The organism is Nocardia bhagyanarayanae (assembly GCF_006716565.1).
Classification (GTDB): domain Bacteria; phylum Actinomycetota; class Actinomycetes; order Mycobacteriales; family Mycobacteriaceae; genus Nocardia; species Nocardia bhagyanarayanae.
The window spans coordinates 1,817,982-1,844,846 of record NZ_VFPG01000001.1 but is presented as its reverse complement, the minus strand read 5'-3'; the positions used below and the strand labels follow the sequence as shown (position 1 = coordinate 1,844,846).

Annotated in this window: 19 protein-coding genes and 1 pseudogene; 8 read left to right on the top strand and 12 right to left on the bottom strand. The window is 69.8% G+C overall.

What is annotated here, in order from left to right:
* Positions 1-366 precede the first annotated feature (366 nt).
* Both FB390_RS07675 and FB390_RS07670 read left to right on the top strand, forming a co-directional pair.
* A complete protein-coding gene (locus FB390_RS07675) occupies positions 367-1,524 on the top strand; it encodes an FAD-binding oxidoreductase (RefSeq protein ID WP_141808325.1) in 1,158 nt (385 codons plus the stop codon).
* 40 nt (positions 1,525-1,564) lie between these two features.
* Positions 1,565-2,341, top strand: coding sequence for an FAD-binding oxidoreductase (locus tag FB390_RS07670; protein WP_141808324.1), 777 nt, complete (start codon positions 1,565-1,567; stop codon positions 2,339-2,341).
* Between the two features lie 91 nt (positions 2,342-2,432).
* Here the strand turns inward: FB390_RS07670 and FB390_RS07665 are convergent, their stop codons facing one another.
* The 5 genes from FB390_RS07665 to dnaK all read right to left on the bottom strand — a co-directional run bounded on the left by FB390_RS07665 (position 2,433) and on the right by dnaK (position 8,263).
* A complete protein-coding gene (locus FB390_RS07665) occupies positions 2,433-3,602 on the bottom strand; it encodes a globin domain-containing protein (protein WP_141808323.1) in 1,170 nt (389 codons plus the stop codon).
* 577 nt (positions 3,603-4,179) lie between these two features.
* Positions 4,180-4,578, bottom strand: coding sequence for a heat shock protein transcriptional repressor HspR (locus tag FB390_RS07660; RefSeq protein ID WP_141808322.1), 399 nt, complete (start codon positions 4,576-4,578; stop codon positions 4,180-4,182).
* Positions 4,578-5,735 carry a molecular chaperone DnaJ gene (dnaJ, locus tag FB390_RS07655; RefSeq protein ID WP_141808321.1) on the bottom strand — a complete coding sequence of 386 codons (1,158 nt, stop codon included), beginning with the start codon at positions 5,733-5,735 and terminating at the stop codon, positions 4,578-4,580. Before dnaJ ends, FB390_RS07660 begins: the two co-directional genes overlap by 1 nt.
* A 24-nt stretch (positions 5,736-5,759) precedes the next feature.
* Positions 5,760-6,419, bottom strand: a complete 660-nt coding sequence (gene grpE / locus FB390_RS07650) for a nucleotide exchange factor GrpE (protein WP_141808320.1) — start codon at positions 6,417-6,419, stop codon at positions 5,760-5,762.
* Positions 6,416-8,263: a molecular chaperone DnaK gene (gene dnaK, locus FB390_RS07645; protein WP_141808319.1), complete on the bottom strand. Its 1,848-nt coding sequence runs from the start codon at positions 8,261-8,263 to the stop codon at positions 6,416-6,418. The genes grpE and dnaK overlap by 4 nt, the downstream gene beginning before the upstream one ends.
* Positions 8,264-8,556: 293 nt before the next feature.
* Here dnaK and FB390_RS07640 point away from each other — a divergent pair, with 293 nt between their 5' ends.
* Positions 8,557-9,135 carry a TetR/AcrR family transcriptional regulator gene (locus tag FB390_RS07640; RefSeq protein ID WP_141808318.1) on the top strand — a complete coding sequence of 193 codons (579 nt, stop codon included), beginning with the start codon at positions 8,557-8,559 and terminating at the stop codon, positions 9,133-9,135.
* A 56-nt stretch (positions 9,136-9,191) separates the two neighbouring features.
* The gene (locus FB390_RS07635; RefSeq protein WP_246123906.1) at positions 9,192-9,986 is read left to right on the top strand and encodes an oxidoreductase; all 795 of its coding nucleotides are present in this window, start codon (positions 9,192-9,194) and stop codon (positions 9,984-9,986) included.
* A gap of 258 nt (positions 9,987-10,244) precedes the next feature.
* On the opposite strand, the gene FB390_RS07630 is transcribed toward FB390_RS07635, so the two are convergent.
* Positions 10,245-10,559 (bottom strand): thioredoxin family protein, encoded by a 315-nt coding sequence (locus tag FB390_RS07630; RefSeq protein WP_185756971.1) that lies wholly within the window; start codon positions 10,557-10,559, stop codon positions 10,245-10,247.
* 272 nt (positions 10,560-10,831) lie between these two features.
* Between FB390_RS07630 and FB390_RS07625 the strand changes: the two genes are divergently transcribed.
* Complete coding sequence (locus FB390_RS07625; RefSeq protein WP_221639384.1) at positions 10,832-11,803, top strand: aldo/keto reductase; 972 nt, start codon at positions 10,832-10,834, stop codon at positions 11,801-11,803.
* Between the two features lie 96 nt (positions 11,804-11,899).
* Positions 11,900-13,057 carry a zinc-binding dehydrogenase gene (locus FB390_RS07620; RefSeq protein ID WP_141808315.1) on the top strand — a complete coding sequence of 386 codons (1,158 nt, stop codon included), beginning with the start codon at positions 11,900-11,902 and terminating at the stop codon, positions 13,055-13,057.
* 8 nt (positions 13,058-13,065) lie between these two features.
* Here FB390_RS07620 and FB390_RS07615 read toward each other — a convergent pair whose 3' ends face one another.
* The 6 genes and pseudogenes from FB390_RS07615 to FB390_RS34820 form a co-directional block, all read right to left on the bottom strand.
* Positions 13,066-13,701, bottom strand: a complete 636-nt coding sequence (locus tag FB390_RS07615) for an HhH-GDP family DNA glycosylase (protein WP_141808314.1) — start codon at positions 13,699-13,701, stop codon at positions 13,066-13,068.
* Between the two features lie 84 nt (positions 13,702-13,785).
* Positions 13,786-13,971, bottom strand: a complete 186-nt coding sequence (locus FB390_RS07610) for a hypothetical protein (protein ID WP_141808313.1) — start codon at positions 13,969-13,971, stop codon at positions 13,786-13,788.
* Positions 13,972-14,171: 200 nt separating this feature from the next.
* Positions 14,172-15,740: a dynamin family protein gene (locus tag FB390_RS07605; protein WP_246123905.1), complete on the bottom strand. Its 1,569-nt coding sequence runs from the start codon at positions 15,738-15,740 to the stop codon at positions 14,172-14,174.
* A gap of 94 nt (positions 15,741-15,834) precedes the next feature.
* Positions 15,835-17,697, bottom strand: a complete 1,863-nt coding sequence (locus tag FB390_RS07600; protein ID WP_141808312.1) for a dynamin family protein — start codon at positions 17,695-17,697, stop codon at positions 15,835-15,837.
* A gap of 17 nt (positions 17,698-17,714) precedes the next feature.
* The gene (locus FB390_RS34115) at positions 17,715-18,821 is read right to left on the bottom strand and encodes a hypothetical protein (RefSeq protein ID WP_141808311.1); all 1,107 of its coding nucleotides are present in this window, start codon (positions 18,819-18,821) and stop codon (positions 17,715-17,717) included.
* 3,309 nt (positions 18,822-22,130) lie between these two features.
* Positions 22,131-22,229: pseudogene (locus FB390_RS34820) on the bottom strand (hypothetical protein); the annotation flags it as partial.
* Between the two features lie 294 nt (positions 22,230-22,523).
* Here FB390_RS34820 and FB390_RS34815 point away from each other — a divergent pair.
* Positions 22,524-24,308 carry an Hsp70 family protein gene (locus tag FB390_RS34815; RefSeq protein WP_221639227.1) on the top strand — a complete coding sequence of 595 codons (1,785 nt, stop codon included), beginning with the start codon at positions 22,524-22,526 and terminating at the stop codon, positions 24,306-24,308.
* Positions 24,301-26,862: a LuxR C-terminal-related transcriptional regulator gene (locus FB390_RS07585; protein WP_141808309.1), complete on the top strand. Its 2,562-nt coding sequence runs from the start codon at positions 24,301-24,303 to the stop codon at positions 26,860-26,862. Before FB390_RS34815 ends, FB390_RS07585 begins: the two co-directional genes overlap by 8 nt.
* The last annotated feature ends 3 nt before the right edge of the window (positions 26,863-26,865 follow it).

Below are 26,865 nucleotides of genomic sequence, written 5' to 3'. Positions count from 1 at the left end.
CGACTTGTGCGTAGACGGCGCACAAGCGGCCCCTGCACTCCCGTTGCAGGTACCCATCCAGAGAACCACACCATGAAAGGTTCGCCCGCCCCCGTTATCCTGGTCGAGGGCCCGACCATGGGGCCGAGCGCAGCAAGGCAACAGCGGGCGCGTGCGCGCCGCGAGAGCCGGCCGGGCCGACATCCCGAGCTGCCGACTTAGCCGAGGGATAACTCGGAGCGGTCGAGAGCGTGCTGCGCATACCCACACGACCACGGACTTTTCGGGGATACTTGTACCCCGATGGACCGCCGGTTACGGGCACGTCCCTGCGCAGCAGTCGATAACGGATGCGCAGCTACAAGCGGGAAGGAAGGGAATCTCGTCGTGGATGCGCGTTCGGCAGCGCTGGTCCGCGCCAACTTCCGTTCGGTGAGCGAGTCACCGGGCGGACCCGAGCGGTTGATCAGTGCGTTCTATGGTCATCTGTTCGCCGAGAACCCGCGTTTGCGCGAGCTGTTCCCGCCCGCGATGGACATGCAACCGAAACGGCTGGCCACGGCCATCCAGTTCGTGCTCGACCACCTGGAGGACTGGGACCGCGCGCAGAAGTTTCTCGAGCAGCTGGCGCGCGACCATCGGAAATACGGCGTCGAGGCCGCACACTACGACCAGGCGGGCCGCGCGTTGCTCGCCGCGTTCCGCGTGTACAACGGCGCGATGTGGAACCGTCAGCTCGAAGAGGGCTGGCGCGACATCACCATTTTGATCTCGGCGTCGATGGCGATCGGCGCCAACTCCGACAAGTCCCAGCCGTACTGGGAGGCGACGGTGGTCGGCCACCGCAGGGTGCTCGAGGACCTGGCGATCGTGCGTTTGCAGTCCGACTCGCCAGTGCCCTACCAAGCCGGACAGTACGTGCCCGTCGCCGTGCCGCAGCGGCCCAAGATGTGGCGCTACTTCTCCCCGGCGATTCCGTCGAATCCCTACGGCGAGATCGAATTCCACGTGCGCAAGATCCGCGGCGGCTGGGTGAGCCCGGCCATCGTCAACGAGACGCAGGTCGGCGATCGCTGGCTGATCGGCGGCCCGCTCGGCGGCCTGCACGTGGACCGCGACGCCGGACGCGACGTGCTGCTGATCGGCGCGGGCACCGGCATCGCCCCGCTGCGCGCCCAGCTCATCGAGATGAGCCAGCGCGGCATCAACCCGCGCGTGCACTTCTTCATCGGCGGTCGCTACCCGTGCGACCTATACGACGTGGAGAACATGTGGCAGCTCTCGCAGAGCAACCCGTGGCTCACCATCGTCCCGGTCTGCGAGCAGAAGACCAACCCGTGGTGGTACCCGCACCCCGCCGCCGACGCGCCCTACGGCATGCACCGCAGGCTGGTCGGCAATCTGGGCGCGGTGGTGGCCAGCTTCGGCGCGTGGGCCGACCGCCAGATCCAGATCGCGGGCTCGGCGCGGATGATCGCCGACACCCGCAGGGCGCTCATCGCGGTCGGTACGCCGGAACACGTCATCAGCTGCGATCCCGTCTGATCCACAGCGGCACGCGCCGCACAACTACAGAGGAGTTCTCATGACGGAGCCGGGCGCGCTCGGCAACGGAGTCGCGCAAGCGGAGTGGACCTCGACCGTCGTCGGCCACCACCGCTTACGCCACGACGTGGCGGTGATCCGCCTGATCGGCGAGTTCGTGCCGTTCGTCGCGGGCCAATCCGTCGAGGTCCGGGTGCCGCAGCAGCCCGGCGTGCGCCGCAGGCTCTCCCCCGCGCTACCGCCCTCGCTGGACGGCAAGCTGGAGTTCCACGTGCGCACCGTGCCGGGCGGCTGGCTCAGCGGCTCGCTGGTCGCCGACACCCAGCCGGGCGACGAGTGGCGCATCGCCGCGCCGCAGGGCACTTTCACCGTCGACCCGGAGGGCGACGAAGTGGTGATGATCGCGGGGGGCACCGGCCTGGCACCGATGCGTTCGCAGATCCTGGAACTGGCGCGGGTGTCCGAGCCGCCGCGCACCTACCTGTTCGTCGGCGGCAGTTCGCCGCGCGACCTGTACGCCGCCGACATGCTCTACCTGCTCGCCGAGGAGCTGGACTGGCTCACCGTCGTCCCGGTGGTGGAGAGCCTGGACGACCCGAACTGGGAAGACGAGTGGTACGAGCAGACGCGCGTCGACATCGGCTTTCCCGCGGACGAACTGCTCCAGGGCACCCTCGCCGACGTGGTCGGCTCGCACGGCGCCTTCGATCACCACCAGGTCCTCGTGTGCGGTTCACCCGCGATGACGCGAGCCACCCTGGATCGGCTGGTCGAGACCGGCACGCCCGCCGAATGCATTCAATACGAAGGACTTTGACAGCCATCGTTCCGGCGAAGGCCGGGATCCAGTCGCAGACCCGCGGATAGTCGTCACCCGCTTGGATCCCGACCTTCGCCGGAACGACGACTCAGAACAGCGGATCGTGGCGAATGTTCTTGGTCTGGGTGCCCGACGCCATCAAGCGGAACTTGGTGGTCTGCACCATCGAAGGCGAGCCGACGATCTGCACGTCGCGGTCGGCCCACGGCCCGTAGCTGGCGACGACCTTGCCGATCTGGCCGGTCATGCGCGGCTCGAGGCCCGGCCATATTCGCTCGACCTCCCCGGCTTCGTAATGCCACCAGGGATTTTCGTCGCTCTCGCTGACCGGTGTGACGGTCAGCCAGCGGTTGGCCATGGCCAGCTTGCTCAGCGTCTCCAGATCGTAGAGATCGCACGGGTGATGCCCGCCGACGAACAGGTGCACCTTCGGATTGGTTCGCCGCAGCGCCATTTGCATGAGCTGGGCGCGCAGCGGCGCGATTCCGGTGCCGCAGCCCACCATGAGCATTTTGCGTTTCGTGTTGCGCGGCACGCCGAGCCCGCCGAGCGGCGAGCCGATCAACCACTGATCCCCCACCTGCGTCTGGCCGACGATGGCGGGGCTGACCCAGCCGCCGAGCACGCCGCGCACGTGGAACTCGATCTCGCCGTTGGCATTCGCGGGCACGGCGGGCGAGAGGTACCGCCACATGCGCGGTCGCGACGGGATCTGCACGCTCATGTATTGCCCTGCGGCGTATTGCATCGGCTGGTCGAGTTGTAATCGCACGATGGCCAGATTGCGTAGGACGAGCCGGTTCTCCAGCACCCGGCCGGACCAGACCGCGGGCGTCACCTCCTTCTCGGCGGCGCCCATCATCGTCTCGCTGATAACCGTCAGGCCCTCGTCCCAGGCCCTTTCGACCTCGTCGGTCCACATCTCGGTGCCCGCGAAGCGCCGCATCGCGGTCTTCAGCGAAGTGGCCACCGCGACGTAGTGTTCGGCCTGCACACCATATTTGCGGTGATCTCGGCCGAGTTGAGCGAGGAAAGGCAACAGCTTGTTCGGTTCCTCGAGCCGGTCGAGCGCGTAGCCGATGGCCTTGACGAGACGGTCACGCTGCGAATCCATCGCGGCGGGGAAGAAATCGCGGACCTGCGGATACTCCGAGAACAGGATCGCGTAGAACGACCTGGCCAGTCTTTCCGGCCCCCCTTCCTCCGCAGCAACCGCCTTGAACGTCGTTCTGATCAAAGCGACAGTCCGCGAATCCATTTGTGTCACAACCTCATTTCGCACTAGAACACAATGCGCGCCGGCGAGTGAGGTGCTGCGGGACACTCGACAGCAGCCGATGCCAAGGAGTGTAAGCGAGGTTAGCCAGCAACGGAATGCCACCTTCGAACATCACGCGTGTAATTCCATGAAAACAAGAATCGAAAGAGTAAAGATCCCAAATAACAGACCGAAAGCCTGTACTAGAGCGGCGGATTCGGACAAACCTCCACCGAATTCGCGCGGCCCGCTTTGCAAGACTCGTCCAGTTGACCGCGGCCGAGCGATCATGTGGCAACCCTTTGTGCGCCACCGCGGTTCGGGCTCGAGCAATTTCCGCGCATCCGACGTATTCGAAAGAAGAGGACCGGTCGGTTCGATACACCGTACGAACGCAACAGCGAAAAGACTTGCGCGCCAGCAAACTCGGGCACTTTCCAGCAAACTTGCACCGATAATCACGGCGAGCTATCCCGCGCATTTCGCGCACCCGTCGAAACTGGTCCAATGTCCAGAAATAGCGAAGGGCCCCGCTCCGACCGGAAAGGCCGGCAGCGGGGCCCGAGAACCCTTCGCCTCAGCGCTTATTACGTGGCTTCCACACCACCAACGCCGTACTGCGTTGCGGCGGCGAGAGATCCGGACGGTAGCCCGCTCGCAGCCGCTCCACCTCCGCACGCGTCTCGGCGAGTTGCTCGCGCAATTCCTCGACCTGATTGGTCAGTTCGATGATGCGTTTGATGCCCGCCAGGTTCACGCCCTCGTCTTGGGACAGCCGCTGCACTTCGCGCAGCAGCTCGACGTCCCGCGCCGAATAACGTCGCCCGCCACCCGAAGTGCGTTGCGGCGTCACGAGTCCCAGGCGGTCATAGGTGCGCAGGGTCTGCGCGTGCATGCCCGCCAGCTGGGCCGCGACCGAGATCATGAAGAACTCGGCTCGCGACCCACCGGACGCCTTCTTCGGATCAGTGGACATCACGCACCTGCCCATCCCGCACGAGGATCGAATCCGCTCGACTTCTCCGCCTCCTGATAGCGCCTCAGCGCTTCGGCGGCATCGCTGTCCAGTTTCTGCGGCACCGCGACCTTGACGGTGACCAGCAGGTCACCGGCACCGCCGCCGCGCTTGGGAACGCCGCGGCCGCGCACCCGCAGGATCCGGCCGTCGGCGGTGCCCGGCGGCACCTTCACGCCGACGCGCCCTTCCAACGTTGGCACGGAAACCGTTGTGCCGAGCACCAACTCAGCGTAGCTGACCGGCAGCACCAGAGTCAGGTCGTCGCCGTTTCGGCCGAAGACCTTGTCCTGGCTGACGTGCACGGTGACGTACAGGTCGCCCGAGGGCGCACCGCGCAGTCCCGCCTCGCCCTGTCCGGCCAACCGGATCCGCTGGCCGTCGCTGACGCCCGGCGGAATCCGGACCGTGATGGTGCGGGTGCGGTTCTGAATTCCGTTGCCGTGGCAGTCGGGGCACGGGTCGTCGATGATCGAGCCGGAACCCCGGCACTCGTCGCACGGCTCGCTGAATCCGAACGCGCCCTGGTTGCGGCTGATCACACCGGCGCCGTTGCAGATGGGGCAGACCCGGGGACTGGTCCCCGGCTTCGCGCCGCTGCCGTGACACGTGGTGCACGGCGACGGACTGGTCATCCGAAGCGGGACGGTGACGCCCTGTGCGGCCTCGCGGAAGCCGAGGGTCGTCTCGGTTTCCACGTCGGCGCCGCGCCGCGGCCTGCTCGTGGTGCGGGTGCCGCCCCGATTGAACAGGCCGCCGAGCAGGTCGCCGAGCCCGCCGTCACCTGTGGTGGCGCCGCCGAAGATGTCGCCGATGTTGAATTCCTGCGAGAAGCCGCCCCCGCCACCGGGTGTGAACCCGCCACGCGGATAACCGCCGCCCGCGAAGAGTTTTCGCGTGTCGTCGTACTCCTTGCGCTTGGCCGGATCCGACAGCACGGCGTGTGCCTCGCTGACGGCCTTGAAGCGCTCCTCGGCCTTGGTGTCACCCGGATTGGCGTCCGGGTGCAGGTCGCGGGCGAGCTTGCGGTAGGCCTTCTTGATCTCGTCCTGCGAGGCGCTGGAGGAGATACCCAGCTCCTTGTAGAAGTCCTTTTCGATCCACTCCCGTTGGCTCACCGAGTATCTCCTCCTTTCGCAGTATTAGTCGTCGGCATTGGCATCTACATCCGATGCCTCGTTCTCGGCCAGATCGGCCACGCCATCGGTTACCCCGACGAGCGCGTGCCGAAGCACCCGATCGCCGAACCGATAGCCCTTGCGCATCACGACACCGAGCACCGGATCCGCGCCGGAACCCTCGTGCTGCACGGCCTCGTGCAGGGTCGGGTCGAAGGGCTCGCCCTCCGTACCGAACTCCTCGAGGCCTTGCTTGCGCAGCGCGTCGACCAGCTTGTCCGCCACCGACTTCAGCGGTCCGGACTCGAGGTCGCCGTGGGCCCTCGCGCGATCCAGATCGTCGAGCACGCCGAGCAGTTCGGTGACCACGGCCGCCTTGGCGCCGTCGATGGCGGCCTTGCGGTCGCGCTCGACGCGGCGCCGGTAGTTGGCGTATTCCGCGGTCAGCCGCTGTAGGTCGGCGGTGCGCTCGGCCAGCTCGACACCGATGGTGTCGGCCAGCGTCTCGGCTCCCTCGGGAGTCCCGACGCCGTTGCCTTCCGCACCGTTCCCGCCCTCGGGGCCGGGCCCGGCCGCGGTGTCCGCGACCGGTTCCCGGACCTCACCGGTGGCCGGGTCGACCTTGCGCTTGTCGACGAAGGTGATCGGCTCCTGTACCGAATCGCCCTGGTTGTCCTCGGTCACTTCTTCTCCGTGTCGACCGGCTCGTCAACAACCTCGGCATCCACGACCTGGTCGTCGTTCGCGGAGCTGGACGCGCCGTTGCCGGACGCGGCCTGCTCGGCGGCGGAGGCCTCGTATATGGCCTGGCCGAGCGCCTGGGACTCGGTGGCGAGCTTCTCCACCGCGGACTTCACGGCCGCGATGTCGGTGCCCTTCAGTGCCTCGTTGGCCTCGGCGATGGCCGCCTCGACCTTGGACTTCACGTCCGCGGGCACCTTGTCCTCGTTCTCCTTGATGAACTTCTCGGTCTGGTGCACCAGCGACTCGGCCTGGTTGCGGGTCTCCGCCTCCTCGCGACGCGCCTTGTCCTCGGCCGCGTGCGCCTCGGCGTCCTTCACCATCCGGTCGATCTCCTCCTTGGACAGGCCGGAGCCGTCCTGGATCTTGATCGTGTTCTCCTTGCCGGTGCCCTTGTCCTTCGCGGTGACGTGCACGATGCCGTTCGCGTCGATGTCGAAGGTGACCTCGATCTGCGGCACGCCGCGCGGGGCAGGCGGGATGCCGGTCAGCTCGAAGGAGCCGAGCAGCTTGTTGTGCGAGGCGATCTCGCGCTCACCCTGGAACACCTGGATCTGCACCGACGGCTGGTTGTCGTCGGCCGTGGTGAAGGTCTCCGAGCGCTTGGTCGGGATGGTGGTGTTGCGCTCGATGAGCTTGGTCATCACGCCGCCCTTGGTCTCGATGCCCAGCGACAGCGGGGTCACGTCGAGCAGCAGGACGTCCTTGACCTCACCCTTGAGCACACCGGCCTGCAGGGCGGCGCCGACGGCGACGACCTCGTCCGGGTTCACGCCCTTGTTGGGCTCCTTGCCGCCGGTCAGCTCGCGGACCAGGTCCGAGACGGCGGGCATACGGGTCGAGCCGCCGACGAGGACCACGTGGTCGATGTCGGAGACGTTGATGCCCGCGTCCTTGATCACGGACTGGAACGGCGCGCGGGTGCGGTCGAGCAGGTCCGAGGTGATCTTCTGGAACTCGGCGCGAGTCAGCTGCTCGTCGAGGAACAGCGGGTTCTTGTCCGCGTCGACGGTGATGTAGGGCAGGTTGATCGAGGTCGACTGCGACGACGACAGCTCGATCTTGGCCTTCTCGGCAGCCTCGCGCAGACGCTGCATGGCCATCTTGTCCTTGGTCAGGTCGATGCCCGAGCTGCCCTTGAACTTGTCGACCAGCCACTTGACGACCCGCTCGTCCCAGTCGTCGCCACCGAGGTGGTTGTCACCGGAGGTGGCGCGGACCTCGACGACGCCCTCGCCGATCTCCAGCAGCGAGACGTCGAAGGTGCCGCCACCGAGGTCGAAGACCAGGATGGTCTGTTCCTTGTCGCCCTTGTCCAAGCCGTACGCGAGCGCGGCCGCGGTGGGCTCGTTGACGATGCGCAGCACGTTCAGACCGGCGATCTGACCGGCTTCCTTGGTCGCCTGGCGCTGGGAGTCCTCGAAGTAGGCGGGCACGGTGATGACCGCGTCGGTGATCTCCTCACCGAGGTAGGCCTCCGCGTCGCGCTTGAGCTTCATCAGCACGCGGGCGCTGATCTCCTGCGCGGTGTACTTCTTCTCATCGATGCCGACGGACCAGTCCGTGCCGATGTGGCGCTTGACGGAGCGGATGGTGCGGTCGACGTTGGTCACGGCCTGGTTCTTCGCAGGCTGACCGACCAGCACCTCGCCGTTCTTCGCGAACGCGACGATCGACGGGGTGGTGCGCGATCCTTCCGAGTTGGCGACCACGACCGGCTCGCCGCCTTCGAGAACGGCGACGACCGAGTTCGTGGTCCCGAGGTCGATTCCGACCGCACGAGCCATGTTTGTTCCTCCTGATTGACGTACTTGGTTGTGTCGGTGCTGGGCGAGCCGGGCCCGCCCTACGGCGTGTCTTGCACCGCCGTGAGACCTCGCCCCTAGCACCTCACGGAGCACGGTCCCAGCAACGCTGAGCGTGGTCGGCTCAATCCTGCACCCGATCCACACCGGGCGTCAACTCAAACTTGAGTCCGACGCGCTCAACGTCGTCGACAAGCTCAACCTCCGACCTGCGCGACCTATTCCCAGAATTTTTAAATTGACCTGTGGGTACAGAACTCGCTAGGCTCGATGGCGTGGGCAGGCCGAAACAGTTCGATCCGGACGCCGCCGTGGCGCGGGCGACCGAGGTGTTCTGGCGCAAGGGCTATGCCGACACGACCCCACAGGACCTCGTCGACGCGCTCGGCATCGGAAAAGGCAGCCTCTACAACACTTTCGGCAGCAAGCACGCGCTGTTCGAGCGGGCGCTCGAGCACTACCGGGACAATCAGGCCGCGGCCATCACCGGGTTGCTCGAGCGACCCGGATCGGTGAAAGAGCGGCTGCGCGACGCGTTGCGGCTGGTCGCGGAGGCCAACCTCGCCGATCCGGACCGTCGCGGCTGCTTCGCGGTGAACACGGCGGCGGCGCTCGGCGGGGCGGACGCGGAGGCCACCGCATTGGTCCGGCGGATGTTCGATCGCACCGAGGCGGCGTTCCAGGCCGCCATCGAGGAAGGGCAGCGCGCCGGGGAGATCGACCGCGGCCGGGATCCACGGGCGATCGCGAGCATGCTGCTCAGCACGTTGGTCGGGATGCAGGTGATGTCCAAGACGGCCGACGGGCCGGATCGCTCGATGCGCACGATCGACGCGGTGATCGACTCGCTCTGAGGTTGTTTCTCTTGCAGGGCTTTCGCGTACCCAAGTTTTGTACCTCTAGTTAAAGAATGGAAGGCGACATGGATCTCCAGCTCAACGGCAAGACCGCGGTGGTCACCGGGGCGAGTCGCGGCATCGGGCTCGCGACGGTGCGCAGGCTGACCGCCGAGGGCGTGCGCGTCGTCGGCGCGGCGCGCAAACCCACCGCCGAACTCGAGGCGACGGGCGCGGTGCCCGTAGCGGTCGACCTCGCCGGGCCCGAGGGTGCGGACGAACTGGTGGAGCGTGCGACGGCCGAACTCGGCGGCATCGATCTGCTCGTCAACAATGTCGGCGGCGGTGACGCGGTGGAGATCGGCGGATTCGCCAGTATCGATGACGCGCACTGGCGAGAAGTGTTCGATATCAATCTCTTCGCCGCTGTCCGGGTCACCAGGGCGGCGCTGCCGTTGTTGACCGACGGCGGCGGGGCGATCGTGAACGTGTCGTCGATCGGCGCGCGCCGCCCGGCCGGACCGCCGCTGGCGTACAACGTCGCCAAGGCCGCGCTCACCGCGTTCGGTAAGGGTTTGGCCGAAGAGCTCGGACCGCAAGGAGTTCGGGTCGCGACCGTTTCCCCGGGTCCGGTGCGGACCGATATCTGGGAGGCGCCGGACGGTTTCGGCGGAAAGCTGGCCGCCGCTGTCGCGGTGGAGCAGGCCGAGTTCTTGAAGCACGTGCCCGCGCGGATGGGGATGGTGACGGGGCGGATCACCGAGCCGGACGAGGTCGCGGCGCTGATCACATTCCTGCTTTCGGATGTGGCAGGGAGCATCACCGGGTCGGATCATTTGATCGACGGGGGGATCGTCAAGTCGGCCTGAGCTCGGCGGCCGCAGGGAATTTCACACCGGACAAAGCTACCCGGACGTCGCGGGCTGAGCTGGGGAACACGGTGGGGATTGTCATCTCAGGGCTCGCGGTACTGGCGTCGGTCGTGTTCTTGGTGCTGGCCTAGGGGTGTCGTGGGCGCCTGCTGGGCGGCAGGCGCGGTTCTGCGAACCGGTGCGCTCGGACGAGCACCGACAGCGGGAGCAGCCGGACGGCACGTCGATCGGCACGCCGGAGGGGGGTCGCGGGTTTCAGAAGTGTGCGTTCAACGCGGTGGTCAGGTTTTGGGCGGCGCCGTGTGCGACGTCGATCCGTTTGCCGTCCAGGAAGAGGTAGTAGCTCGGCGGTTCGACCCGGTCGTCGAGCTCCTGCCCCACGGCGTCGCGGACCGTTTCCAGATCGAGGGCGAAGAACGAGATGTCCGCGTGCTCCTCGGCGAGGTGGTCGAGTTCCTTCTTGATGTCCTGGCACTCCGGGTCCCGCTCGACCTGGCAGTAGACGACGACCTTGGCGTTGTTGGCGAGGGCCTGGCGGAAGTCCTCGGCGGACAGCAGGGTGTGGATCACGGCGGGCTCCGATCGGCGGCGGGCTTGGGAACGGGCAAGAGCTGGTATGCCCGGTGGCTGAGGAAATTCACCTGCCGAGGCACTCTGCTCCCGATCGGGGCAGACCTAGGGACTGCGGTGCGGCTCGCGCCCGAGTCGTCGCCGAACTCGAGTCGCGGAGCACACTCGCGGTCCCGTTGTCCGCTTGTTGACATGGAGCGCACTCCAACTCATAGCGTCCTGTGCCGGAACGTTTTTCGAGCACAGGAGGTAGCACCATGATCGACGGTCGTATCCGGCATCTCGGCGAACTCGCGGTCTCCGCGCAGGGCCTGGGATGCATGGGGATGAGTCACGGGTACGGCGCCGCGGACGACGCGCAATCGATCGCGACGCTGCGGCACGCCCTCGACCTCGGGGTGACCCTCCTCGACACCGCCGACTTCTACGGCTCCGGCCACAACGAGGAGCTGATCGGCCGGGCCATCGCCGGACGCCGCGACGAGGTGGTGCTCGCCACGAAGTTCGGCTTCGCCAACCGCCTCGGCGAGCCCACCCTTATCCGCGGCGACGCCGCCTACGTGCGGCAGGCGTGCGACGCGTCGCTGCGCAGGCTCGGCGTCGACCACATCGACCTCTACTACCAGCACCGCGTCGATCCGCGAGTGCCGATCGAGGAGACCGTCGGCGCCATGGCCGAGCTCGTGCGGGCCGGAAAGGTCCGTCATCTCGGACTTTCCGAGGCGAGCGCCGGCACCGTCCGGCGGGCGCACGCGGTGCATCCGATCGCCGCGCTGCAAAGCGAGTGGTCGCTGTGGACCCGCGATCTGGAGGCCGAGATCGTTCCGGTGTGCCGCGAACTCGGCATCGGTATCGTCCCGTTCTCCCCGCTCGGCCGCGGTTTCCTGACCGGCAGATACAACTCGGTGGACGAACTGGCGGCGACCGACGTGCGCCGCGGCCAGCCGCGCTTCGCCGACGGCAACCTCGAACAGAACCTGGCGATCGTCGCGAAACTCGACGAACTCGCCGCGGCCAAGGGCGTCACCGCGGGCCAGCTCGCGTTGGCGTGGGTCCAGCACCGCGGCGACGACGTCGTCCCCATCCCCGGAACCCGACGCCGGCGCTACCTCGAGGAGAACCTCGCCGCCCTCTCCCTCACCCTCACGCCCGAAGACCTCACCGCCATCGAATCCGCCGCCCCGGCTTCGCAAATCGCAGGCACCCGCTACGACGCGACCAGCCTCACCTTCGTCAACGGCTGAGTTCACCGAGTCGCGGCAGTGCTCATCGCCGGAATTCGATCAGCCCCTGGTGCGGCGGTGATAGGTTCGGCGCTGGGGGCCGAGAGGAGTTTCGGTATGCGTGCCGCGGTCGTGACGAATACGAAGTTCCAGGTCGAGGAGTTGCCGACGCCGCGGCCCGGGCGCGGGCAGGTCTTGCTCGATGTGGTGCGGTGTGGGATCTGCGGGTCCGATCTGCATGCTCGCACGCACGCCGACGAGATGGCCGACTTGGCGCGCGCGACCGGGTACGACGGGTTCATGCGGTCCGAGCAGAGCGTGGTGCTCGGGCACGAATTCAGCGGGACGATAGTCGAATACGGTCCGGACTGCCGGAAGCGGTGGAAGCCGGGGACGAAAGTGGTTGCCTTGCCGATCGTTCGGCACGACGGACAGCCACATCTCACCGGACTGACGACGGCCGCGCCCGGCGGTTACGCCGAGCAGGTGGTGGTGCAGGAGTCGATGACGATGCCGGTGCCGAACGGGCTTTCGGCGGAGCTGGCCGCGCTCACCGAACCGATGGCGGTGGCCTGGCACGCGGTTCGCAAGGGGCGAGTCGGCAAGGGGCGGACGGCCTTTGTGATCGGTTGCGGGCCGATCGGTCTCGCGGTGATCAGCATGCTGAAGGCGGCGGGCGTCCGCACGGTGATCGCGAGCGATTTCTCGCCGCGCCGCCGGGAGCTGGCCACCGCGTGCGGTGCGGATGTCGTGGTGGATCCGGCGGCCGAATCCCCTTGGGAAGCAGCGCCCAAGAAAGGGATCGGTAGCGTCACGGATCTGCTGGGACTCGGATTCGACACCATGCGGCGCCTGCGTCGGGTCCCGAATCTGCCGTGGTGGTATGTCTTTCGGCTGGCGCACACGTTCGACGCCGGACCCGCCGGGCCGGTGATCTTCGAGTGCGTGGGCGTTCCGGGCATCATCGACCAGATACTCACCGCCGCTCCGCCGCTTTCCCGGGTCGTCGTGGTCGGCGTGTGCATGGAGACCGACCGCTTCCACCCGGCGATGGCGATCAACAAGGAGATCGAGCTGCGCTTCGCGCTCGGCTACGACCCGGGCGAGTTCCGCGACACGCTGCACATGATCGCCGACGGCAAGGTCGACCCGGCGCCGCTCGTCACCGGCACGGTCGGGTTGGAGGGCATCGACAACGCCTTCACCGCGCTCGGCAATCCGGAGCGGCACGCCAAGATCCTGATCGACCCGACCAGCTCGGCGGTCACTCCCTAGAGGTCGGGTCAGGTCGGGAGGTCCTCGGCCACCTTGTCGTCCAAAGTCACGCGGACCAAGGCGGCGGCGAGGTCGGCGGTGCGGTCGCGCGGGGCCAAGGCGGCGAGTTTCTCCGGGGCGGCGGGGAGACCGACGCGGCGGGCGCCGCGAAGGGCGCGGTCGTCGAAATGGGGGCGGGCCCATGGCCAGGTGTCTTGGACTTCGCGCAGGAAGATGTCGCTGCCGGTCGGGCCGATGCCGTCGAACTCTTGGAGCAGGTCGGCGGCGCGCTCGGCGTCGCCGTCCGCCGCGGAGGCCAGTTCGCGCAGGTCACCGTGGTACTGGTCGAGGACACGGTGGGCGTTCGCGCCGAGCCGGGTCGCGGTGCTCTCGTCGTAGCGCTTGTAATGGGCGCGGCCGAGGGCGTCGACGAGGTCTTGCCAGTCGGCGTCGGCCACCTTCTGCGGCGTGCTGTAACCGCTGTCGATCAGTTCCTTGGCGGCGGAAACGGCGATATCGGCGGAGATCCTGGTGCTCAGCAGTTCGGCGAGCATCAGTAATTGGAACAGCGGCGCGGGTTTGTCCGCGAGTTCGATGCCCGCCTCGGCGGCGTATCCGGTGCCCGCGCGGTCCAGCAGGGTCCGTACGACTTCGCGATCGCTCATCACGGCCTCCTTACTCGGCTACCGGACGCGTACCCCGGGTCACCGCGTTGATACCCGGGAACCGGACAGCTCGTCGGGACCGGTTCAGCTGGGGCTCGGCTTGTCGGGATGGGACATCTCGTCGATTTCGTCGCCCAGCATTCCCGGGGTGTCGGGCATCAAGTCCGAGTCGCGCTGGTGAGCGTGCTTGTGTTCGTCGTCGGTGGCGTCGGTCTCCGCGGGGACCTCCGCATCCTCGGGTTCGTACTGGTCGTCGGAACTGCGGGTCATGCGATGCTCCTCTCCTCAACCATTGCGGAACGGATATACCCACGGTGGTCGCCGAGCAACAGCACCGCCGGCATTCCGACGATCGGCGCGCCCGATGACCGCGCGCGTGCACCTCACGACGACACCAGCCGGGATGGCAGGCGTCAGCGATCGGCGGGCAGGAAGGAGTCAGCAGGGCAGGGGCCTGCGGTCGGTCCGAGTCAGCGGCGGCCCATGCGCATCTCCGGCGCCGGGGGCAGCATGCTCAACGTGCCCTCGGCGCTGCGGGCGGCGGTGAGGCAGGCGAGGGTGGTGAGCTGGTCGGCCATGGGGTGGCGGGCCCGTTCGCGCCATTTGCGGACCGCGGCGACGGCCTGCGCGCGCTGTGCCTCCGGGCCCGCGTTCGGCGGGAGGCCGAGGCGCAGGTGGGGCGCGATGCCCGAGCCGCCGATCAAACGGTGCAGTTCGGCGAGATCCGCTGGGGGCAGGGTCAATTCGTCGGTGCGCAGGCGCCCGAGCAGGCGCAGTTCGGCGAAACCGTGCACGTCGGCGAGCAGGGTGCGGACGCGGGGCAGCAATTGGTCGGCGGAGGTGCCCGGGTAGGCGGTCAACACCCTGGCCAGAGCCGTCAGTGCCGAATGCGCCTTGAGTTGATCGGCGCGCTGGCCGAACTGGACGTCCAGCACCGAGCGCAGTTCGTCGACGCCACTGCGGCTGGTCAATTCCGCGGCGAGCGTCGCGGAATCGCGGACGCCGAGCCGAATCAAGGTGACGGCCATGCGAATACCGAACATGCCGAAACGCTCGGCCAGCTGGGCGCGCAGTTCCGGCGCGACGGGCAGCGGAATGTCGGGGCGCGCGAAGCGATCCGCCGACAACATCGCCGCGGTCAGCTCGTCGACCGGGACGCTCGCCAAGGCCTGGAACGCGGTGAATTCCTGCTGGCGCAGCGTCTCCGCGGCGAAGGCGAGCAGACCAGCGACGGGAATCACCGCCTGGCACAACCCGGTTCGCTCCAGCTCGGTGGCGAACCGGGACGCGACGTCGCGAGCCGAATGCAGTGCGTCGATGCGTCCGGCACCGATCTCGTCGGCCCGCGAGACGACGCCGACCACGCCGAGTGGACCGGTCAAACCCGAAGCCCCCTGCCGCGCAGCGGTTCCCGAGCCGATGCGCTCCAGGAAGCCGATGTCGGTGGCGTCCAACCTGCGCAGCAGGTAGACGACCGCGTCGGCGCCGGGGACGGAGAGGGTGGCTTCGGCCTCCTCGTCGTCGGGGGTCAGCAGGCGGGCGGTGCGGCGGGACACCTCGCGCGACAGCGAGGACGTGCCCGGCGTATCGATGATGGTGGTGTGGGCCAGCGCGGCGGCGGGCCATTCGACCTCGAGGTGGTCGACCTCGCGCGGGCCCGGCGCGTTCCAGTTCAGCCGTTCCAGGTCGAAGGTCAGACCGTGCGCACCGCCACCGCGGCGGACCACCACGTTCGCGGTGGCGCCGTCGGGGGCGTACGCGGTGACGCTCGGCGTCGGGCCGTTGCGATACCAGGTGACAACCCTGGTGCACTCGGTCGCGTCGGTCGGCGCGATGTCTTGGCCGACCAGCGAGTTCAGCAATGTCGACTTGCCAGCCTTCAGCGACCCCGCCAGCGCGACCCGCAGCGGCTGATCCAGCCTGCGCGCGCAGTCCGCGAGCAGAGCCCGCGGGCGCGGTTCGCGCGCGAACGCCTGCCTGGCCGCGTCCACCAGCCGATGCGCCTCGACGACGATGCCGGGCGCGACTCTCGTGGTCACCGGCGCCCCGCGGCGCGAACGCCGATTCGGGCCCCGACGGGCGTGCACCGGAAGGACGCGGCGCCCCTGGTCGAGCGCGAGTGGGGTCTCGTGATCACCCCGATACCGTACCGAGAGCTCCCCGGACGGGCGCGGCGGCGATGGGCTGTTGCATCGCGTCGGCGTAGCGGCGCAGTTCGGCGACGAAACGCAGCTGCCGTTCCAGCACGGTGCATCGCTCGGTTCGGCGTGCGGTCTCCATCGTGGCCGCCTCCTGCGCGGCGCGCAGGGAGTCCTCGAGGGAGCGGAGGCTGCGCTCGGCGACACCGCTGTAGTGGTCGCGCAGGGCGCGGTGGATGCGGTGCAGGCGGTCCTTGGACTCCTTGCCCGCCTGGAACGCGACATCGTCGACGAAACGGCGCACCGCGTTCTTCGCCTCGACCCGGCGGCGCGCGAGGCGGGCTTGCTTGTCGTCGCGAAACGCCTTGCCGCCCACGATGACACCCGCGCCGATGGAAATCGGATTGAGCATGGCCAGTCCGGCGAAGGTGCTGGCGAGACCGACCATGAGGACACCGCCGTAGGAGCCGCGCATGCCGACGAGCAGCTTGCTGGCGAAGCCGATGTCCGGTTCCAGATCGGCGAGGGTGCCCGAGATCGGGTTGTCCTCGGCGTTCAGTCCGCTCTTCACGTCGGGCAGGTCGACCGCGCCGAAGTGGATGAAATGCTCGGCGACGTGCTCGGCCAGCTCGATCGCGCGCTTGTGCGTCCACAGCAGGTTGTCGGCGAGCGCGCTGTCGACGGTGCCGGTGAGCCATTCGGAGATGGCGTCCCAGTGCCTGCCCGGATCGTGCTCGTCGATCCACTCCTCGCCGGTTCGGGTCAGGTGGCGCAGGCGATCTCGCAGATCGTGGTCGACATCGCTTGCGAGGTCCGTGATTCCGTCGGAAAGCGTCTGCTGCCAGGCGGCGGTGCGCCGATGCAGGTCTTCCGCAGCGGCTTTCGCGGCCTGGAGTTCGCGGATCGCGGCCGCGCCCTGGTTCGGATCGCGCAGCGCGACGAGTTCGCTGCCCAGTGCGAGCGCCAGATGCTCTGCGGCGGATTGGATGTCGCGTGCGACGGCGGCGCGGGTCGCGGCCTGATCGCGCGCCACCACCTGCTCGCGCAGAAACTGGTACAGCACACCGAAACCCGACTCCTGGCCGAGCTGTGCGTCCTGTAAACGCATGGCGTGCTCGCGCAGCAGCGCGGACACCGGGATGATCGGCACCTCCAGCCCGGCGCGGTGCAGGTGGCCGAGATTCGCCTCGTGGACCCGACGCCAATGCGGGTACAGATCGGTCTTGGTGAGCAACAGTGCGACCGTCGGGCACAGCTCGCGGACCTGGCGCAGGAAGGCGAGCTCGGGTTCGGTGATCTCGGTGGAGGCGTCGGACAGCACGAACACCGCGTCGGCAGCCGGGACCATGCCGAGAACCGTTGTGGCGCTGGCATTTCCGTGTCCGCCGACGCCGGGGGTGTCGACCAGGACGATGCCGTCGGCGAGCAGCGGGTTCGGCAGCTGGATTTCGAGGCGAAGCATCCGCCTGCCGTCGGCGAGCGGGCTGCGGGCGTCGACCGTCGGGATCTGTTCGATCGGGACCGGCACCCGGGATTCGCTGCCGCCGCGCGGTTCGGTGAGCAGGAACTGCGCTTGCGCGTAATCGCCGTGCGACAGCGTGGCGGGGACGACGGTGGTCGCGTCGTCGCCGACCGGGCAGATGTCGACGTTGAGCAGTGCGTTCACGAAACGGCTCTTGCCCTGGCCGAGCTGGCCCGCGATCACGATGCGACGCCGCGGGTCGCGGACCCGGTCGGCCGCCGTTTCCAGGCGGCCGACGAGGTCGGTGCGACCCGCGGCGCGCGCCGCGGCGATGGTTTCACCCAGTACCGACAGCAGCGGCACTCCGGGCGCGGAAGCAGGTACGGGTGTCCCCATCGCGTTGTCGTCCTCTCTCAGTGCAGGAACGCATCACCCGACAGGTCCGTCGACCCGCCGAGCTCGGCGCTCGACTCGCCCTCGGCGAACAGCGAGGTCTCGCCGGTCGCGCCGAGGCCGCCGTCGAAGCCGGAGCCGAATGCGCTCGAAACGTCCAGCGACGACCAGGTGTTCGCGGTGGTCTCCGCCGTGGATCCGATGCTGCCACCCAGGTCCGAGCCGCCGCCGAGCGCACCCTGCGCGCCGAGCGAACCCGTTGCGTCCGCGGCGCCTTCGAACGCGCCGGAGGCTCCGGTGGAGAGGCCACCGCCGAGGCCGGAGTCCAGACCGGCGCCCGCGTTGCCCGCGGCGCCCAGGCCGGTCTCGAGACCGCTGTTCAGGCCCGCACCAGCATTGCCCGCGGCGCCGAGACCGGATTCCAAGCCACCGGACAGACCCGCACCGGCATTCCCGGCAGCACCCAGACCAGCTTCGAGACCGCTGTTCAGGCCCGCACCAGCGTTCCCCGCGGCGCCGAGACCGGATTCCAAGCCACCGGACAGACCCGCACCGGCATTCCCGGCAGCACCCAGACCAGCTTCGAGACCGCTGTTCAGGCCCGCACCGGCATTCCCGGCAGCGCCGAGACCGGCCTCGAGGCCACTGTTCAGGCCGGCGCCCGCGCTACCGGCGGCGCCCAGTCCGGCCGAGAGACCCGACTCGAGTCCGGCGCCCGCCTGACCCGCCGCGCCGATCGCACCCTCGAGTCCGGCCGTGAGACCGGCGCCCGCCTGCGCGGCCGCGTCGACGCCCGCCGAGAGACCCGCCTCGAGCCCGGTCACCGCCTGGCCGCCCGCTTCGAGCGCGCCGCCGAGACCGCCCGCCAGATCGGCACCGGACTCGATGCCGCCGGAAAGGCCTGTCTCCAAACCGGTTCCGAATTCGCCGCCGGCCTCGACGGCGGCTTCCGCGCCACCGGACGCGTCGCCGCCGAACCCGGTAACACCACCGACCAGGCCCTGCAAACCGCCGCCAAGTTCCGCGCCGCCCTGCGCGCCACTGGCGAGCACACCGCCGAGTTCGCTGTTCAGCCCGCCGCCGATCTCGTGCTCCGCGCCGAGCACGGTGCCGAGGCCGGCCGACATGCTCGTCTCCAGGCCGGTGACCGCCTGACCACCAGCGTTCGCGCTGCCGGACACACCGGACCCGACGCCCGCTCCGGTTTCCACCGCGCCCTGCAAGGCGCTCTCCAGCCCGGCGCCAAGCCCCGATCCGGCCTCGACAGCCCCGCCGATGCCGCCCGCGAACTCACCGCCGAACTCCGCCGCGGTCCCGAGACCGGCCGCCGCTCCGGCTCCGGCCTGCGCACCCGCGCCCAAGGCGCCTTCGACGCTACCGGCCAGTTCGCCGCCCGCTTCGAGCGCGCCGTCCGCCGCGCCTTCCAGCCCACCGGCCAGACCGGCGCCCGCATCGAGCGCGCCATCGAGGCCGGCCGCCAGATCAGCGCCGAACCCGCCACCGAGACCGGTCTCCAAACCAGTCCCCGCGTCGAACGCGCCGCCCAAACCGGTTTCCAGACCGGCGGCGGCTTCCGCACCGGCGCCCAGCGCACCCTCGAGGCCGCCGTTCAGACCCGCGCCCGCACCGGCGGCCAGATCGCCGCCGAAGTCGGCACCCGCGTCGAACGCGCCGCCGACACCGGCAGCCAGATCATGACCGAACCCGGCACCGGCATCGACCGCACCGCCGAGGCCGGACTCGAGCCCGCCGCCGAAGCCGGCACCCGCCTCGACACCCGCGTCGATCGCGCCGCCGACACCAGCGGAAAGATCACCACCCAGCCCGGCACCCGCGTCGAGCGCGCCATCCAGCCCGGCCGACAGATCTCCACCGAACTCGGTCCCCGCGTCGACGGCACCTTCCAGACCGGCACCCAGGCCGGCGCCCGCATCGAGCCCGGCATCCAGCGCACCGTCCAGACCACCGGCGAGATCGCCGCCGAAATCCGCGCCCGCGTCGATCGCGCCGCCCAGGCCCGCACCCAAACCGGCACCGGCCTCAGCGCCCGCATCCAGCGCACCGCCCAGACCCGCGCCCAGATCGGCACCCACCTGGGTACCCGCGTCGAACGCGCCACCGACACCAGCGGAAAGGTCACCACCCAGTTCGGCGCCCGCACCGAGGCCCGCATCGAACGCGCCGTCCAGACCACCGGCCAGATCGCCGCCGAACTCGGCACCCGCATCCAGCGCACCACCCAGGCCAGCGCCCAGATCGGCACCCACCTGAGTACCCGCGTCGAACGCGCCGCCGACACCAGCGGACAGGTCGCTACCGAACCCGGCACCCGCGTCCACTGCACCGCCTACGCCAGCGCCGAGGTCCGCACCCGCCTGAGCACCCGCGCCGAGAGCACCTTCGAGTCCAGCCGACAGGTCACCACCAAGCTCGGCGCCGGCACCGAGGCCCGCATCCAGCGCACCGTCCAAACCACCGGCCAGGTCGCCGCCGAAGTCCGCGCCCGCGTCGATCGCACCGCCCAGACCGGCGCCCAGATCGGCACCGACCTGGGTACCCGCGTCGATCGCACCACCGACACCAGCGGACAAGTCACCACCGAACTCGGCACCCGAGTCCAGCGCACCGCCAAGGCCAGCGCCCAGATCGGCACCGACCTGGGTACCCGCGTCGATCGCACCGCCGACACCAGCAGACAGGTCACCGCCGAACTCGCCGCCTGCGTCCAGCGCACCGCCCAGGCCAGCGGCCAGGTCACCGCCGAACCCGACACCCGAGTCCAGCGCACCACCCAGACCCGCGCCCAGATCGGCACCGACCTGGGTACCCGCGTCGATCGCACCACCGACACCAGCAGACAGGTCACCGCCGAACTCGCCGCCTGCGTCCAGCGCACCGCCCAGGCCCGCGCCGAGGTCGGCACCCGCCTGAGCACCCGCGCCGAGGGCACCACCGAGACCGGCCGACAGATCACCGCCGAAGTCCGCACCCGCACCGACGGCACCCTCGAGACCCGCGCCCAGACCAGCGCCCGCACCGAGGCCCGCATCCAGCGCACCTTCGAGGCCACCGGCCAGATCACCACCGAACCCGGCACCGGCATCCAGCGCACCACCCAGACCAGCGCCCAAATCGGCACCCACCTGGCTACCAGCGTCGAACGCACCACCGACACCAGCAGACAGGTCGCCGCCGAAGTCGCTGCCGAACTCGCCGCCTGCGTCCAGCGCACCACCCAGGCCAGCACCGAGGTCGGCACCCGCCTGAGCACCTGCATCGAGGGCACCACCGAGACCGGCCGACAGATCACCGCCGAAGTCCGCACCCGCACCGAGGGCACCCTCGAGACCCGCGCCCAGACCAGCGCCCGCGCCCAGGCCCGCATCCAGCGCGCCTTCGAGGCCACCGGCCAGATCGCCGCCGAAGTCCGCGCCCGCATCCAGCGCACCGCCCAGGCCAGCGCCCAGACCGGCACCCGCCTCGGCGCCCGCATCGATCGCGCCGCCCAGGCCCGCGCCCAGACCGGCACCCGCCTCGGCGCCCGCATCGATCGCACCGCCCAGGCCCGCGCCGAGATCGGCGCCCACGTTGCCGACTGCGCCGAGTGCACCACCGAGACCGGCCGACAGGTCACCGCCGAGTTCGGCGCCCGTGCCGAGTGCGCCCTCCAGACCAGCGCCGAGACCAACGCCGAGGTCGGCGCCCGCGTCCACGGCGCCCTCGAGGCCGGCCCCCAGGCCAGCGCCCGCGCCCAACGCGCCGTCCAGGCCCGCGCCGAGGGAAGCTTCGAGGCCCGCGCCCAGACCAGCGCCCGCACCGAGGCCCGCGTCGAGCGCACTACCCAGACCCGCACCGGCCCCGGCAGCGATGTCACCGACACCGTCCAGCACGCCGCCGACGGCACCACCCAGACCAGCGCCCACACCCGCGCCAGCACCGAGAACCCCGTCGAGCGCGCCACCCAGACCCGCACCCGCCCCAGCAGCGATGTCACCGACACCATTCAGCACGCCGCCGACGGCACCACCCAGACCAGCGCCCACACCGAGGACTCCGTCGAGGCCCGCGCCGATCGCGCCGCCCAGGTCGAGGCCCGCGCCGAGGTCGCCGTTCAGGCCGGTGCCGAGGCCGAGGTCGATGTCGGTGTTCAGGTCCGCGCCGAGGTCGATATCGGTGTTGACGCCGGCACCGAGGTCGACATCGGTGTTCACGCCCGCACCGAGACCGATATCGGTGTTCACACCGGCACCGAGATCGACGCCGGCGCCGACCGCGGCGTTCGCACCCGCGACGGCGCCGACACCCGCAGCCGCACCTGCCGACGTGCCCGCCGCGACGATCGCCGACAGCTGCGAGCCGCCGGCCACCAAAGCCGACTCGGCCACCATCGGCGCCACCGCGGCGATGTCCTCCGGCGTGACCGCGGACAGTCCCGCGGCAGCCAGCGCGCCTTCCGGGTTGGCGCAGTAACCCACCGCGGCCTCGCGGTCGCGCAGCAGGCCGAGGATGAACTCGAGAATCACATTGGGGGTCATCGAGGATCGTCTCCTGGGATCGGCGGACCACGCGTCCGCACTCGTTGGAATGCATTTCACGCTAGGCACGCGTCGCGTTACGGGGGAACGGGGCGGACCCCCACCAATCGCGGGAGCGACCCATTAGGGGCGCGCCCGCCATTAGGGGAATATCCCCGCTCTTTCCCCTACCCCGGTAACGGCGGCCGCTCAGCAACCGACAGATCTGGCAGGCCGGATCACACGGCTATCTCGGACAATCGAACAACAGCAGCGACTACCGGATCCCACGGTTTTCCCCATACGAGGTCACCAATGACACAGCGTCTGGCGCTCGGCATCAAGGTCGGAGCGTCGAATTCGGTCGCCGTGGCGACGACGGGTGAGATCGGCGACACCCAGGCATGCCCGGCCGCGGGCGGCGCCGTCGTGAGCCACCCGAGTGTGTTGCGTCTGAGCCAGGACGCCCCGCCCGCCTTCGGGTCCGGCGTCGGCCGCACCGGAAGACACTCCAGTGACGCGGTGCTGGAAGGGTTTCTGGCTCGGGTCGGCGATCCGGTCGACATCCTGGCCGAAAACGGTTCCGCGCACGCGGCGGAGGACTTGGTCGCCACGGCCGTCACCTGTCTCATCGACGAAATCGCCGATGCCACAGGGGATCAGCCCGCCGCCGTCGTCGCCTGCCATCCGGCGTGGTGGTCGCGGCACACGATCGACGTGCAGCGCGCCGCGTTGGACACGGCGGGCCTACACGAAGTGACGCTCGTTCCCGAGCCGACAGCGGCGGTGCAGTGGCTCGAGGCCGCGCACGGTCCGCTCGGCGATGGCGCGCTGGTGGTCTACGACCTCGGCGCGACCGGGTCGACCGTCTCGGTGGTGCGCACCGGCAGTCAGACGGCCCTGCTCGCGTCGCTGCGCTCCACCGAGGTCGCCGGTTCGGAATTCGATCTGCTGACGATGCGTTACGTGCTGGCTAACGCATTGCGTGGAAATGATTTCGATCCGTTCGACCCGGTCGTGGAACGTGAATTGTCGGTATTACGAGAGCGCTGCAAAAATGCGAAAGAAGAGCTTTCCATAAATACCGCTACGGTCGTCCCCGTCCGCCTCGATCCGACTTCTCCCGTGGGCGACCAGATCCGCTTGGTCCGCGGCGAGCTCGAAGAACTGCTCCGCGGTCCGCTGCTCACCTCGATCGACCTGATCCGCGACACGGTGCACCGCGCCGGACTCGACATCGGCGATATCAGCCGGGTGCTGCTGACGGGCGGCGGCGGCGCGATCCCGTTGGTAGGTGAGCTGATCTCGAGCGAGTTCGGTCTCCCGCTGGTCGCCGCGCCCGAACCAGCCAACACCAGCGCACGCGGGGCGGCCGCGCTGGCCGCAGACCTGCTGGACAGCGCGATCGACACCGCGCCGGTCGCGGCGCTCGCCCAGACCCCGGCCGCTCCGAAGACCAAAGAGCTGCCCGCCCTCGAACGGCCCAGCCGTCCCGGCGGCAAGGAGAACGCGCTGCCGGTTTCCCGTATCCGCAGGCTCACCGGCCGCCAGCGCGCCGCGATCGTCGCGGGCGCGGCCCTGGTCATCGGCTTGCTCGCCACCGGAACCGTCGCGATCGGCACCGGCGCGCACTCCCCGGCGAACTCGCCGACCGCCGAGCAGTCCACGCCGACGGGACCCGCCGACGTCGCGGCCCCGGGCGGCACGGGCGCACCCGTGACGGACGTCCCCGTCACCGATACTGGCAACGGCGCACCGCAACAGCCGAAACCCGGTGCCGCACAGCCGGGCTCGACATCGAACCCGGCCCCCGGCTCGAGCACCGTCGCGGTGGTGAACAACCAGCCCGCGCCCGGACAACCGGCGCCGGGACAGCCCGCACCCGGAGAACAGCCGGCGCCGCAACCAGTGCCGCAACCCACTCCCGGCCCGAATCCCCCCGCGCCGCAACCGGTGCCGCAGCCGCAACAACCGCAGGCCCCGGACCTCCCCACCGAAGTGCTGACCGAACCGCTCGGTGAGGTGGTGGACGGAGTGGGCGGCGCGGTCGGCACAGTGCTGCGCGCGCCGGGCGAGATCCTCGGGGGGAACGGTGGCTGACACGGCGTTCGACACCCTGCCGAGCGCCCGCGACATCCTGCGCGAACTCGACAGCGCCGAGCAGGAACCGGCGGTCTACCTGATCCGCGGCCGATCGGGCACCGGCAAGTCCACCTTGCTCTCGGTGATACGGACGCGCCTGCGCGGACGCGGGATTCCCTTGCAGGACAACGTCGCCGCACCCGGCCCGACGGCGGCGACGAACGGCGCGCACCACGGCCACGTGGACAGCGTCGACCCGGACGCGCCCCGCCCCGCGCTCGTCATCGACAACGCGCACACCTTGGGCGCGGCGGAAATGGAAACGCTCTGCGCCGCAGTCGAATCCGGCAACTACACGGCGGTGATCGCGGTGCAGCCGCGCCCGCACGACCCGCAGCTGCGCACCCTCGCCGAGGCGGTGGCCCGGCGCGGGCGCATCGTCGACCTGCGACCGCTCGGCGTCGCCGACATCCTGCCCTTCGCAAGGGAATTGGGCATGATGGTGCCGCGACCCGTCGCCCAGCACATCCACCAGCAGACCGGCGGCATCCGCGGCGGCGTCGTCGCGGCGCTCACCGCGGCCTGTTCGGCGCGCCTGGACGCCGGGATTCGCGTCGTGGACGAGGCGGTGGCCGACTGGTCGCGCTCGCAGCTGGACAACCTGGAACCCGACCTGCTCGAGACCCTGGTCGTCGCGACCACCGGAACCGGCCTGGATTCCAGCGAACTCACCGAGGTGCTCGGCGTCGAATCCGCGGCCGCCCAGTCCCTCATCGACCGCGCCCGCGCCACCGCCCTGGTGACCGACGCAGACCTCTTGCTCGCTCCAGCGGTAGCGCCGCTGCGCACCATGCTCGGTGACCGCAGGTTCGTCGCGGTGCAGCGCAGGCTGCTCACCGCACGCCTGGACGCGGGCCTGCTGCGCGACCACACCGCGCTGCTGCTCGCCGAGTCCGGCGTCCGTGACCCAAGGCTCGCCGAATTCCTCTGCGCCGCAGCCGAAACCGCCGGGCGCGAGGCCGTCCGCTACTACGCCGCCGCCGCGTCGGCCGGCGCCGACGCGAACCAGATCGCGCTGCGCTGGGCCGAGGCCGCCGCCCGCACCGGCGACGGTGAGACCGCCATGCGGCTGGCCGAACCCGTACTGGCAAGGGCCGGCGTCGACGGACCCGATCTCGCCGACGCCGTGCGGATCTGCGCTGGCGTCCTGACTCGCCGCGGCCTCATCGGCCGCGCCGCCCAGCTCTACGGCTGGCTCGGCCCGAACCGCGTCGGCCCGGACTGGGCGGTGGGCGCCACCGTGCTGTATCTGGCGGGCAATGTGCCCGCCGCGACCGAGCTGTCCGGCACGGCGGGCAACTGGCCGCCCACCCAGGCGGGCGCGCACGCCCAACTCATCGCGACCGCGCTCGCGAACTCCCTCACCGATCACGGAAGCGGAACGCCCACGGCGGTTTCCGCGCTCATCCAGGCCGCGCACGCCGACTCCGGCGTCGACCGTTTCCTGCCGTGCACGGCCGTCTCCATCGCGACCCTGCTGTGCCTGAGCACGGGTGAGCCCCGCCGCGCCGGTGACGCGCTGCGCCGGGCGACCACCAGCGGGCTGCGCTGCCACCAGCTCCAAGTGCTCGCCGCGTGGGCGGCCATGCTCGGCGGTGACGAACAAGCCGCGGCGAACACCGTCGCCGCCTTCGACTGGGACCAGCTCGATGTCCGCGACCGGCTGCTCGCGCACGGGGTCGCGGTGGGCCTGGCCCGCCGCGGCGGCGACCACGCCGCACTGACCCGCGCCTGGCAGGCCGCGTACCCGCTCTTCGACGACGTCGACGCCGACCTACTCACCGTGCTGCCGATCGGCGAGCTCTGGCTCGCAGGCATCCGGCTGCGCGACGAACGCCGCATCTCGCCGCTCGTCGACGCGACGCTGGCCCTGCTCGAGCGCCTCGATCAGCCGCCCGCGTGGGCCAACGCCTTCCACTGGTACGGCGTGCAGGCCGCCATCGCGCACGAGAGCCCCGCGGAACTGTTGCCGCACGCGCGCCTGCTCAAGGCCGCCGCGGAGGCCGGTGACCGGCACGCCGCCGTGCTGGTGGACGCGGGCCGCACTTGGGTGCTGGTGCTGCGCGGACAGGTCGAGGTGAAGCCGGTCGAGGTGGCCGTCAACGGGTTGCGCGAGATCGGCCTGACCTGGGACGCGGCCCGGCTGGCCAGCGAGGCCGCGCTGTCGGCCGCCGAATCCTCGACCGCGACCGCGCTGCTCAAGCTGGCCCGCATGGTGCGCGCCGAGTCGAAGCCGCAGGAGCAGCCGGTGCCGCCGACCGCAACGCCGCGCGCCTCGAACACCCCGGACGCCCCGGCGGACGGCGCCGCGATTCTGAGCGAGCGGGAACGCGAAGTCGCCGAACTGGTGCTGCTCGGATTGACCTACCGCGAGATCGGCGCCCGGCTGTACATCTCCGCGAAGACGGTGGAGCATCACGTCGCACGGATCCGACGTCGGATCGGTGCGCGATCCCGCTCGGAGTTATTGTCAATGCTCCGCGCCATGGGACACGGCTCGTTGCTCGTGTGATCG

Coding starts and splice junctions, on each gene's coding strand:
- FB390_RS07670 (WP_141808324.1), top strand. CDS start 1,565: ATGACGGAGCCGGGCGCGCTCGGCAACGGAGTCGCGCAAGCGGAGTGG.
- FB390_RS07665 (WP_141808323.1), bottom strand. CDS start 3,602: ATGGATTCGCGGACTGTCGCTTTGATCAGAACGACGTTCAAGGCGGTT.
- FB390_RS07660 (WP_141808322.1), bottom strand. CDS start 4,578: ATGTCCACTGATCCGAAGAAGGCGTCCGGTGGGTCGCGAGCCGAGTTC.
- dnaK (WP_141808319.1), bottom strand. CDS start 8,263: ATGGCTCGTGCGGTCGGAATCGACCTCGGGACCACGAACTCGGTCGTC.
- FB390_RS07635 (WP_246123906.1), top strand. CDS start 9,192: ATGGAAGGCGACATGGATCTCCAGCTCAACGGCAAGACCGCGGTGGTC.
- FB390_RS07620 (WP_141808315.1), top strand. CDS start 11,900: ATGCGTGCCGCGGTCGTGACGAATACGAAGTTCCAGGTCGAGGAGTTG.
- FB390_RS07615 (WP_141808314.1), bottom strand. CDS start 13,701: ATGAGCGATCGCGAAGTCGTACGGACCCTGCTGGACCGCGCGGGCACC.
- FB390_RS07610 (WP_141808313.1), bottom strand. CDS start 13,971: ATGACCCGCAGTTCCGACGACCAGTACGAACCCGAGGATGCGGAGGTC.
- FB390_RS07600 (WP_141808312.1), bottom strand. CDS start 17,697: ATGGGGACACCCGTACCTGCTTCCGCGCCCGGAGTGCCGCTGCTGTCG.
- FB390_RS34115 (WP_141808311.1), bottom strand. CDS start 18,821: ATGTCGGCCGGCCTCGGCACCGTGCTCGGCGCGGAGCACGAGATCGGC.
- FB390_RS34815 (WP_221639227.1), top strand. CDS start 22,524: ATGACACAGCGTCTGGCGCTCGGCATCAAGGTCGGAGCGTCGAATTCG.